This is a genomic window from Promicromonospora sp. CA-289599, from assembly GCF_050936155.1.
Lineage (GTDB): Bacteria > Actinomycetota > Actinomycetes > Actinomycetales > Cellulomonadaceae > Promicromonospora.
In genome coordinates this window covers 2,808,566-2,818,730 of record NZ_JBNJNI010000001.1, presented here as the reverse complement: position 1 = coordinate 2,818,730, position 10,165 = coordinate 2,808,566, and the positions used below count along the sequence as shown (strand labels likewise).

The window sequence follows — 10,165 nt, the reverse complement described above, 5'->3', positions numbered from 1 at the left end:
TCACCGCTCCTGACTGTCCAGCACGAGCGCTACCTCGCCGGCTGCCGCGCGCCTGGCCACACCTGGAGCGACGTCGGTCGCCACCTGCACGTTCACCAGGGTGTTTCCGGTGATCTCGTCCGGGGACGACCGGACGACGGTCGCGCCGTAGGCCGCGGGCGGCGGTGCGGCGGCGTTGTCCTCGCCCCCCGTCGTCACGACGCGCACCTTGTCGCCGGCGGCGAGCTGCTCGGTCGGGAGCATCGCGGCGGTCAGGCTCAGGCCGACCACCGAGAAACCCTTCGGCGGAACCACCGCGTCGGTGACCTGGTCCGGAGTGACGACGCTCTTCGCGGCGATGTCGAGCGCTGCCCGCTGTCCAACGAGCGTCGCCATCTCCGAGGCCTTCACGGTCTGGATCGCCGGGTCGACGCCGATCCGCACGATCACGAGGTTGTCCTCCTCGATCACCGCACCGCGAAGCACTGTCTCCCGGACCGTCAGGACCTCCTGCGCGGTCGACGTCGACTGCCACGCCCACCCACTGGCCAGGCCACCCACGCAGATCAGGGCCACCGACAGGGCGATCATGGCGGGGCGTCGGCGCATCTTCGGCGGCGGCGCGATCTGATCGGGACCCGTGGCTCCACCACCGGGGCGACCTGAGCGCTCGACGCGCGCGGCATCAGGGGCGGGTGTGGTCGTTGTCATGCTGGAAGGCCTTCCCTGGGTATGCATGGCCTCGAACGGGCGAAATTTACCGCCGTCCGCCCCCGCATCGTAGTCGGGGCTTGTCAGGATTCGGAGGAAAGGTCAGTAGGTACGTCGCGCACCGCGTCGATCGGGCGTTGGCCAGGCTTCGACGACTACCAGCCGCACGACTCACACCTTCCGCAAGCCCGGCCGTCATTGGGTGATGACCTGGGCCTCGCCCATCACGATGTTCGCGGTGGAGGTGAAGTCCAGCGGGATGGTGCCGGTCTGGCCGATGCCTTCCCACTGCACCGTCCAGTAGGACGTCGCGGTCACCTCGTACTTGCCCTGCTTCGTGTACTTGTAGCCGCAGTCCGGGGAGTCGGAGATGTCATACCGGTCCTCGTACGGAGTGCCCGGGCCGACACAGGTGACGGTGTTGCCGTCACCCATGTCCCACACCACCTTGTCGACCTTCGCGGTTGCGGTGACAGTGGCACCGCCGGCCGAGGCCTCACGCGTGATCGGGCCGAACGTCCTCGGCCTCGGCTCGTTCACCCACATCCACTGGGGCATCCCCAGGATCCCGACCCGGTCGGGCCCTTCCTCGGGCACGATGCCGACGTCGATCCCGCGCAGCTGCATCGTCGAAACCGCGCGCTGAGCCAGGACCGCAGGGTCCGGCGCGCCGGGCAGGGTCGGCACCCAGCGGGTGACCGGCACTGCGCACAAGGCACCCGGGTTCCCCATCTGGCCCCCGGTACCGGCCTCATCGCAGTACGGGGTGCAGGTCACGATCAGGCCGTTCTCGTTCCCCTGCCACACGGCATCGCTCTTCGGAGGCTGCGGGTCGGCAGCCTTCATGTGACAAGCACCGTCCCAGACCCCGTCGTCCGAGGTACACGGAACCTTCTCGCCCTCGTAGGTGCAGACCGGCTTCTTGCCACCGCTGGGCTTGCTCACCGGGGTGGTCTCGCCGGCCTCGCCACCCGTCTCGACGCCGACAATGACCGTACCCTCTGTGTCAGCTTCGACGCCGCCGGTGGGGTCTGGAGCAGCGGTGGATACGACTGCTGCGCCGAACGCGGCAGTCGCGACCGGAGCACCAGTGACGATCAGGAGGGCGACCACGAGAGCCGTCACGGTCCGGCGCATGTCAGCACTTCTCCCCGGTAGACGTGACCTCGTTGACCGACCAGATGCCGTCTTGCGTCTGACCCTGCATCGTGACCTTCATGAGCACCCGGTCCGGGCTGCCCTTCTGGACGGCCGAGGTCCCGTCCGGTCGGACGACATCCTTGCCACTGTTGTCGACGCACACCTTCATGTGCACGCGCTGACCGGTGACGTCCTTCTGCAGCGGATCACCCTCGTACTTGGTCACCGCGACCACCTCGACGTTCGCCTCACCGACCTGCTTGAGCTTCAGCTCGGTGTACTGCTCCCAGAAGGACTGCTGCTGACTCTGGAGTTCGGAGCTGCCGATGTAGCCCCCGCTCATCAGTTCCGAGAACGGGCTTTTCCCCTTCTTCGCGTTCTCAGTGGTGATCTCCTGGAACTCCAGGTAGCGCTGCTTGGCCTCGGCGATGTTCTTCGCCTTGGCTGCTTCGGCGGGATCCTCCGGAGTCGGTGATGCAGACGGCGACGGCGGGATTGTCGGAGTCGATGGGGCCGACGGTGACGCCGAACTGTCGGGGGCTGCCTCGGAGTCGGCCTGGCAGGCCGACAGGCCGAGCATCAGGGCCAGGGCAACAGCGGCACCCATGACGGCGGGACGCGGCTTGCTGAACATGCAGAAATCTCCTCGGTGGCATTTCAGGGGCGTGCAACGAAGCATGTCGGAACATCACCCAGCCGCACGACTCACCCGTTGGTCGTGCCCGAGAACCCACCCGACGTCGTCGCCCGCGACGCGAGACTCGTCTGCGTCTGGGCCATCTCGTCATCAGCGCGGTCATAGCTGGCGACCGCCTGCACGGCACCCGTCATACCGGCCTCGATCCGCGTGCCGATGGACCGCAAGGTCTCGACCCGCCCGTTGAAGAACGTCCCGAGCGCCTCGGCGATGATCGCGCTTCCGCCTGCGCCCGTCACCGCCTTGGTCACATGCCCCTCGAGCCCGCCGAGGGTGGTGGACAACGACTGCGCACGGTCCTGGACCGTGCGCAGCGTCGCCTCCACGCCCTCCGGCGAGACCCGGTAGCCGGTCACCTGCTCAGCCGATCGAGTCGACCGCGGCCCGGGCGCGCGACATCGCGTCCTGGGCAGTCGCGTCGTTCTGCTCCAGCGAACCGCGCAGCGTGCGGATGATGCCCCGGACCTCGCCCGCGACGGTGTTCCATCGCACTTCCTTGGCCCGGTAGTCCTCGGAGACACCCGACGCCTCGTAGTCGGCCATCGCGGCCTTGACGTCCGCGTCGCGCTGATCGATCAGCGCCTCCAGGCGGGATGCGACCCGCTCGAAGTTCTCCTGCGTCTCGGTCGACGCGCCCAGCTCGTAGTCCCGACGATCCATTGCATTGGCCATGATTCTCAGCCCCCTGGTCTCTGTGCTGTCTGCCGGTTACTTGCCGGCGCCGAAGCGCGCGGCGTCGAACGAGGCAGAGGCCTGCTTCGCCCGCGTCTCGTCGGCCATCGTCGTGTCGCCCTCGCTGAACGACCTGTCCATGCCGGAGACACCAGTCAGGACCGCGTTGAGCGCCTGGTTCAGCTCGACGGAGATCTCCTCCGTCCGGCCCTTGAAGGCATCGAACGCCGCGCGACCCGCGCCGTTGAACTTGCCCTCCAACGGCTCCGCGGCCGCGCCCAGCTCCCGCACCAGCGCCCCCAGATCCTCCGAGGACGCACCGGTCTTCTTCGTCAAGGTCGAGAGGACTTCCGACCCCATCGCGAACTTCATAGCGAGCTCCCCCACGTCGGAACGCCTCTCCGCCGACTCAGTTGAGCGGGCGAAATCATTCACAAAAGTACAAGACCCGCAGGTCTGCGTCCATGAAACCGCGAGGCGATCGCCCGACGCCGCTACCGATGGTCCGGACAGTCGACCGCCTGAACCCAGAGAACCCGGGCTGAGAGCCTCGTCCGGTATTTCGTCCGGCTTGAGCCGCATGAAAAATTTCATCCACACGAGCGTGCTCTCGTGCCAGAATCGTGCCTCCAGCACGGGCCAGTACGTCGTGAATCCAGGAGATGCCCCGCTTGCCCCCCGAGCCAAAGTCCGCACTGCACCCCCTGATCGACGGTTGGGACGTCGAGGCCGACCTGTTCCTGACCCAGAGCCGTGCCGTCGTGGCCGGGCTCACCGAAGCCCGTTCGGACCTGCTCCGGTCGATCGGTGGATCGCGTCTGGTACTCGGCACCGACGAACGCTCCTACCTGACCCGCCCCATGCGCGACGCGCTGGTCGGCACCGGCGGCATATGGATGGTCGACCAGGGTGACGGCACCTTTCGTGACGGCGTCACCGGCAGGCAGTTCTCCCGTCTCCAGGATGCCGTGGACGCCCCGTCCGACCCACCAAAGCTCGAGAGCATTTCACCCGTCTTCCTCGGCGGGACGCCCGACGGCATCGACGAGCAGGTCGCCGCCGATCTCACGGCACGGCGCAGCGGGCCGATCGCGGGTACGGTCCAGCTGTCGCTGTCCGTGCGGCACAAGGCGCGGCCGACCACAACCCTCGGCCGCGCGGCCGAGCTCGCGATCGAACACCTGACCGGCGCCCCGCCGTTGTCGTGGGGCACGCACGAGCCCGCGCTCGCCGCATGGGACCGCACGGTGCTCACCCGGTACGTTCGTCAGCGGGCACCGCAGCCGGTGCGCCTGGTCGTGGTGGGCGACGGCGTGATCGGAACGATGCTGGTGCGCCGCACGCGGGACGGTCTGGAGGAGATCACCACTCTCGACGTCGTCACCGGCAGGCCCGGCAGCGACGCAGCGCGCCACGTCACCGAGAGGGTGCCAGGCCTGTTCGACACGCTCGGCAACGAGCTGCTCCCGCTGTTCTGCCTGGCCACCACGCGCATCGGCCGCGGTGACCTGCGGGTCCCGCCCGAGCTCGAGGCTCCGCCCGCACCGCTTCAGATGCTGCTCGGGGCCCCCGGAATACGCCAGCTCAGGGTCGATGTCGACGCGGCAGTCCGGGAGCACGGCGCCGTCCGCCTCGGCGCCCGGCGGCTCCCGGTTCTCCGCTTCACCCTCGGCACGTTCGACCACGCCGACTGGAACACGGCCACCCGGATCGTGCGCTGGCTCGGAGCCGAAGAGCTCCTGGCCGATCTGCACGGCACGACACCCAGCGACCCTGCACCATGACCAAGAGGGCGGGCGTGAATGCCGGCGATTGATCCCGAGCTGATCCCTGGCGCGAACCTGGATCCGGACGCGGTGGACGATGCCGCGCGCAGCCTCCGGGCGGACGCGCTGGCGGTCCGGGACGCAGGTGTCGACGTAGTCGGTGCGTGGTACGGGTTGCGGGCCGACTATCAGGCGCCGGAGGCTGACCAACTTCTGTCCGCGTTGGACCCGGTGCGGTCCGATACCGCCAGGCTCGGTGATGACCTGGAGCAGGTCGCCACAGCGCTGGGCCGCTTCGCCCAGGACCTGCGCGCGATCAAGTCGGCCTTCGACGTCGTGCGCGCTGATGCGTGGACTTTCCACGCGCGGATCTCTACCAACCCGGAGTGGGAGTTCGACCCGGAGCTGGTGGCGCAGAACACGACGCTGCTGGGGCGGGTCAACAGCGTGCAGGTGCAGCTGTGGGACGCCGAACGGGAGTGCGCCAACGCGATCCGCGCGATCGACTGCCTGGCCCCCTGGAACGCGGGCGTCAGCGACGGCCCTGCCGACCCGAATACGTTCGGGCTGACCGAGATCCCCACCGAGACGGCGATGCCATGGGGCGCACCGGTGGAGCAGAAGGAGCACTGTCCCGCTTCGGCGGTCACATCGGTGAGGTCGGCCGTGTGGGACGGGTTCGCCAAGGACGTCATCGGCGAGGGTTTCTTGGGCCTGGGTGGCCTCATCGGCCTGGACGAGCACGGGTTCAGCGCCGAGACGTTCACCGCCACGTGGGGCGGGATGGGCGCGTTGATCGGCCGCGACCCGGCCTCCGGCCAATGGTCTTGGGGAACGGCCGGCGACGCGTGGCTGGAGACGGGTAAGTCGCTCGTGGCGTGGGACATGTGGGAGGAGGACCCTGCGCGTGCGTTCGGCACGGCGGCGGGCAACATCCTGCTGACGGTGGCAACCCTGGGGACCGGGGCCGCGATCAAGGGTGTGGCGACCGCCGGCCGGACCGGGCAGGTCTTGTCGGCCACGATGCAGGGCGCCCGGATCCTGGGTAACGCGATGGACCCGATAGCGGTCCTGCGTGGCGGCACGTCGCTGGTGTCCACGACCCGTGCCACGGGTGTGACGGCAGGTCTGAGCGCGGGGCTGCGGTCTCTGTCGCAGATCGAGGTGCCGGCCGTCACCCAGCTCTCGAACGTGCCCGAGCCCGCGGCAATGAAGGGCAACGACATCCCGGCCCGGATGGAGACGCCGTCGGTCGAGAAGTACACGACCGACAACGGTCACCTGAGCTCGGTGAACCATGTCCGCGAACCGGTGACGGTCGGCGCGGCGCAGGGCGCGTACGGATCAGAGGGATCTTTCGGCACCGGCGGGGACACGGTGATCGACGGCGGGAACGGCCAGCCGTACGGAGGGTTGCCGGACGGGGATGTGTCCGGCGGCCACATGCCGGACGGCGATGTGCCGGACGGCGATGCACCAGGCGGTGACCGTCCGGACGAGGGAGCCGACTGGGACGATGGGGACCGAGACGCAGACGACCCGGACCCTGCCGGCCAAGGTGGCGAGCCGGCGACGGAGAGCCCCGATCATGGCGAGTCCGGGTCCGGTAGCGACGGAGGGGACCGTTCCGGGCTCGGCGACGACCCGATCGCATGGGAGAACCCGGACGAGGGCGTGTCCCTCACCGAGAGTCAGAAGACGGCCGCGGACGAGTATCTGGCCACGAGCAGGCAGATCGAGCCGCGGATCACGCAAGACATGCAGGACCTCGCCGCCGAGCATCCTGGCGCCCGGCTCGAGGGCCTCGACTACCGGCTCAAGAGCGAGGACTCGTTCTACCGCAAGCTTGCGACGGCGATCGGTACGAACCCGTTGCTGAGCGCCGACGATCAGCTCGCAAGGATGAAGGACTCGGTTCGCTTCACGTTCCTCGTGGAGCCAGGCGACTACGTCCGTTCGACGCAGGCCATCATCGACGACCTCAGCGAGCGCGGATACGAACCCTTCGGGAAGCTCAAGAACACGTGGGACCAGCCCGGCTACCAGGGCATCAACAGCAACTGGGTCGACCAGTCCGGACGCATCATCGAAGTCCAGTTCCACACCCCGGACAGTTTCGATGCCAAGATGGCCGCCCACTCTCTGTACGAGGAACAGCGAGTTCCAGGCGTCGCACCTGAACGCCGCGCTCAACTCGAGATTCTGCAGGACGAAATCTTCGATGCCGTACCAAGACCCGAAGACGCAGATGCCATCGACTGGCCCGACCCGGAAAATGGCTCAACCAGTCATGCCACAATCGACGACCCAGGGCAGGCCGCTGATGGCGCTCAGGCTCCTGCGGTCGGAGCGGAATCCATCGGTGGCGGCCACACCGGTCCTCGCGATATTGCCCTACGCGAGATCTGGTCGGAAGACGCATATGACGAGATCCGAGATGCCACCGACGATGTCACGATGATCGCAGCGGCCACCTCCAACCTCGACCTGCCGGACGGTACAATTATTACCCTGGATGATTTGGCCGCCATAAAAGAACACGTCTTTCTCACAGAACACGAGCTGAGATACGGCGACGGCACGGTCGCCATCAAGCGCTTTGATGCGATACCTGAGCAGGCCGAGGCCTGGTTCCGCCTGCAGGACGGGAAAGCCCTGCCGTCCGACCGGCTATGGTTGCTGCACGAGAAGACAGAACTCGAATATCTCCGAGATAATCCAGGCAGCACGTATCGCGAGGCACATGCTGCAGCAAATCATGTTGCCAACTGGGCCAGAGAGGTGGGTCTGAGCTGATGGGCGTTCTCATAGACGGCAAGAAACTGTACGAAGACGATGACCTTGTCGTCTACTCGTTCATATCGGCAGACGGCCCTTCGGCGGGACGGATCGTCGCCGTGAAGGCTGACTTCACCCAAAGAATCATCGTGCCGAATCAAGAGTTCGAAAAGGTTGCAATAAGGATCATCATGAAGGCATACAAGGAATCAGTGAGTGCCGGACTGTGGCCGGACACGGTCGTCTACGCCGGTTAACCGTTCACGCATCATTGGTCATCAGTCAGGGACGTGCAGTATGACGAAGTTTTATCGCGAGATCGACCTTCTGCCAGATGGAAGAAAAATCGAAGGCGGATTATACCGACGTGAGCGAGTCGGCGACATTACCAGCGACTCCGTCTTCTGGAGAGACGGGAGATGGCATTCTACGGGCGATATATCGATGTCAATGAAGGGTTACAACGATATCTCACTGCGTGAGGTTTCGGAGTCCGAAGCGGCCGAGTTCTTGGAAGCCGCTTTCCAAGCCGGTTCTCAGTTGCACGCTCCTATGGTAGCTGACAGCGAGGATTGACCGGCCGGCGAATGGGGTTGCCTGCGCCGAGCGAGCACTCATGGAGCTCGAAGCCAAGTCGGGAAAGCGGATGGCGATCTTCGACGGCGAGCTTGGAGTCCAAGGCACCGTCGATCACGACGATGTGTGGATCGTGAACTGGAACACGGCAGATTACCTGCAGTCCGGCAACGTGTTCGACCAGTTCCTGGCCGGCCCTATTGCTGTCCCAAAGAATGGTGATGAATTTGTCGTTCTTGGAACCGCCGGTACAACCGATCAGGAACTTGATCGCTGGCGAGCGACAGACCTGCGAGAGGTCTCGGAGGCCGAAGCTCGTCAACTCCTCGCGGAAAAATTCGGCGCACCGGGTTCCGAGCTCTACGCCCCGATGGTCGTCGATGGCGGTCACCGGCCGCCGCCCACATGAACGAACAAGGGAGCACGTATGCCCCGTGAGATCACCATGCTGATGCCACGCATGGTCACCGAGGACGACCTGATGGACAGCCTGCAAGCCGTCGACCCCGCGCTGCGCGTCCGCTGGACCGTCGACGGCGCGATCATCCAGGTCGTCGACGGCGACCAACAGGTCGCTCTGTCCATGGAGCAGCAGTCCGCCCTCGGGTCACCGCACGAGATCTGGCGCCTGCTCCCCGGACATCACGTCGCCAGGTCTGTGGCCGACCCTGAGCATCGGGTCTCCCCGGACGCCCAGCCCGTGTGGATCCAGGCGTACGCGCCCTGGGACGAAGCCGGGGTGACCGGCGTGCGGGTGTGCCAAGCACTGACAGACCTGGTCGGCGGTACCTGCGTGCCGCAGGACGGCCGTCGATGAGCACCACCCGACCTGAGTCCCAGCCACCCCGCTGAGAGATTCGTCCAGAAAATTCGCCCGGCGTGCCAGAATCTTCCACGCCGCGACTTGGCCGGCACTCGAAGACCAGTGGGGGGCGCCACGGTGACAGCAGGACATGCCGCGATCGGCTCGTGCGGCGCCTGCGGTGCGGTGCTCGTGCCGGGTGCGCCCCGGTGCGACAGGTGCGAGGCCCCGGCAGTCGGTTCCCGACCGGTCGCGTCCGCGCTGCTGGCGAGCCTCACCCCGGCGTCCGGCAGCGAACGGACGCTGGCCGCCGCCCTCGACGTCGGACTCGTCGTCCTGACGGCCGCGCCCGTCCTGCTGGGTGCCGTCGGCGTCTGGCCGCCCGCGATCGCCGTCCCGTTCGGCCTCGTCCTCGTCGCGGGCGTCGCCGTGCTGCTGGTGCGGGCCTTCCGGCAGACCGGCGGGACGCCCGGCGCGCTGCTGACCCGGACCCGCTACGTGGACGCGCTCGTCGGCACGCCACCCGGACCGGGCCGCTGGCCTGGCGCGGGGGTCGTGTCGGTCCGCCTCGCACAGCGCCGTCCGACGCCGCCGGCACCTGTCGCGGCATCGATGCCCATCGCGGCGTCGACGCCCGCTCCGGCAACCCCGGCGGCCCCCGCACCAACCGCGCAGACCCGGCCCCAGCACGTCCCCGTCGCGGTCCTGACCGACGGCGCCGAGCGCATAGAGGTGGCGAGCACCGTGCTGCTCGGCCGCCGCCCCAGACCCCGACCGAACGAGGAGGTCGGCGCCGTCGTGGAGCTCACCGATCCCACCCGTTCCGTCTCGTCCACCCACGCCCTGCTGAGCTGGGACGGCGCCACGCTGTGGCTCGTGGACCGCGGCTCCACCAACGGCTCCTGGGTGGTGCGGGCCGACGGCACACGGCACCGCGCCGAGGCCGGCCGCCCCGTCGCCGCCCCTGCGGGCGGCGCCGTACAGCTCGGCAACCGTACGTTCCGCGTGGAGGCATCGTGACCGCGACCCAGATCCCGCTCAGAG

12 protein-coding genes are annotated in these 10,165 nt (G+C 67.4%); 6 read left to right on the top strand and 6 right to left on the bottom strand.

Annotated elements, in window-relative coordinates; genetic code table 11:
• The 6 genes from ACQEVI_RS12530 to ACQEVI_RS12505 form a co-directional block, all read right to left on the bottom strand.
• Positions 1–690 (bottom strand): SAF domain-containing protein, encoded by a 690-nt coding sequence (locus ACQEVI_RS12530; RefSeq protein ID WP_432898983.1) that lies wholly within the window; start codon positions 688–690, stop codon positions 1–3.
• A gap of 195 nt (positions 691–885) precedes the next feature.
• Positions 886–1,827: a hypothetical protein gene (locus tag ACQEVI_RS12525; protein ID WP_432898980.1), complete on the bottom strand. Its 942-nt coding sequence runs from the start codon at positions 1,825–1,827 to the stop codon at positions 886–888.
• A 1-nt stretch (position 1,828) separates the two neighbouring features.
• The gene (locus ACQEVI_RS12520) at positions 1,829–2,464 is read right to left on the bottom strand and encodes a hypothetical protein (RefSeq protein WP_432898978.1); all 636 of its coding nucleotides are present in this window, start codon (positions 2,462–2,464) and stop codon (positions 1,829–1,831) included.
• A gap of 71 nt (positions 2,465–2,535) precedes the next feature.
• Complete coding sequence (locus tag ACQEVI_RS12515) at positions 2,536–2,883, bottom strand: DUF6507 family protein (protein ID WP_432898976.1); 348 nt, start codon at positions 2,881–2,883, stop codon at positions 2,536–2,538.
• Between the two features lie 4 nt (positions 2,884–2,887).
• Positions 2,888–3,199, bottom strand: a complete 312-nt coding sequence (locus ACQEVI_RS12510; RefSeq protein ID WP_432898973.1) for a pore-forming ESAT-6 family protein — start codon at positions 3,197–3,199, stop codon at positions 2,888–2,890.
• Positions 3,200–3,235: 36 nt separating this feature from the next.
• The gene (locus ACQEVI_RS12505) at positions 3,236–3,571 is read right to left on the bottom strand and encodes a hypothetical protein (RefSeq protein ID WP_432898970.1); all 336 of its coding nucleotides are present in this window, start codon (positions 3,569–3,571) and stop codon (positions 3,236–3,238) included.
• 299 nt (positions 3,572–3,870) lie between these two features.
• Here ACQEVI_RS12505 and ACQEVI_RS12500 point away from each other — a divergent pair, with 299 nt between their 5' ends.
• The 6 genes from ACQEVI_RS12500 to ACQEVI_RS12475 all read left to right on the top strand — a co-directional run bounded on the left by ACQEVI_RS12500 (position 3,871) and on the right by ACQEVI_RS12475 (position 10,141).
• Positions 3,871–4,983 carry a DUF6177 family protein gene (locus tag ACQEVI_RS12500; RefSeq protein WP_432898967.1) on the top strand — a complete coding sequence of 371 codons (1,113 nt, stop codon included), beginning with the start codon at positions 3,871–3,873 and terminating at the stop codon, positions 4,981–4,983.
• 18 nt (positions 4,984–5,001) lie between these two features.
• Positions 5,002–7,761 (top strand): hypothetical protein, encoded by a 2,760-nt coding sequence (locus ACQEVI_RS12495; protein ID WP_432898964.1) that lies wholly within the window; start codon positions 5,002–5,004, stop codon positions 7,759–7,761.
• On the top strand, positions 7,761–8,000 hold the full coding sequence (locus ACQEVI_RS12490; RefSeq protein ID WP_432898962.1) for a hypothetical protein: 240 nt from the start codon (positions 7,761–7,763) through the stop codon (positions 7,998–8,000). Before ACQEVI_RS12495 ends, ACQEVI_RS12490 begins: the two co-directional genes overlap by 1 nt.
• A gap of 359 nt (positions 8,001–8,359) precedes the next feature.
• Entirely contained in the window at positions 8,360–8,728 is a 369-nt protein-coding gene (locus tag ACQEVI_RS12485) for a YrhB domain-containing protein (protein ID WP_432898959.1), read from the top strand.
• Between the two features lie 18 nt (positions 8,729–8,746).
• Positions 8,747–9,136 carry a hypothetical protein gene (locus ACQEVI_RS12480; RefSeq protein ID WP_432898956.1) on the top strand — a complete coding sequence of 130 codons (390 nt, stop codon included), beginning with the start codon at positions 8,747–8,749 and terminating at the stop codon, positions 9,134–9,136.
• Positions 9,137–9,259: 123 nt separating this feature from the next.
• A complete protein-coding gene (locus tag ACQEVI_RS12475; protein ID WP_432898953.1) occupies positions 9,260–10,141 on the top strand; it encodes an FHA domain-containing protein in 882 nt (293 codons plus the stop codon).
• Positions 10,142–10,165: the final 24 nt, after the last annotated feature.

What these genes read in the sequence shown, in the direction of transcription:
- ACQEVI_RS12530 (WP_432898983.1), bottom strand. Translation starts at nt 690, where the DNA reads ATGACAACGACCACACCCGCCCCTGATGCCGCGCGCGTCGAGCGCTCA.
- ACQEVI_RS12525 (WP_432898980.1), bottom strand. Translation starts at nt 1,827, where the DNA reads ATGCGCCGGACCGTGACGGCTCTCGTGGTCGCCCTCCTGATCGTCACT.
- ACQEVI_RS12520 (WP_432898978.1), bottom strand. Translation starts at nt 2,464, where the DNA reads ATGTTCAGCAAGCCGCGTCCCGCCGTCATGGGTGCCGCTGTTGCCCTG.
- ACQEVI_RS12510 (WP_432898973.1), bottom strand. Translation starts at nt 3,199, where the DNA reads ATGGCCAATGCAATGGATCGTCGGGACTACGAGCTGGGCGCGTCGACC.
- ACQEVI_RS12505 (WP_432898970.1), bottom strand. Translation starts at nt 3,571, where the DNA reads ATGAAGTTCGCGATGGGGTCGGAAGTCCTCTCGACCTTGACGAAGAAG.
- ACQEVI_RS12495 (WP_432898964.1), top strand. Translation starts at nt 5,002, where the DNA reads ATGCCGGCGATTGATCCCGAGCTGATCCCTGGCGCGAACCTGGATCCG.
- ACQEVI_RS12490 (WP_432898962.1), top strand. Translation starts at nt 7,761, where the DNA reads ATGGGCGTTCTCATAGACGGCAAGAAACTGTACGAAGACGATGACCTT.
- ACQEVI_RS12485 (WP_432898959.1), top strand. Translation starts at nt 8,360, where the DNA reads ATGGAGCTCGAAGCCAAGTCGGGAAAGCGGATGGCGATCTTCGACGGC.
- ACQEVI_RS12480 (WP_432898956.1), top strand. Translation starts at nt 8,747, where the DNA reads ATGCCCCGTGAGATCACCATGCTGATGCCACGCATGGTCACCGAGGAC.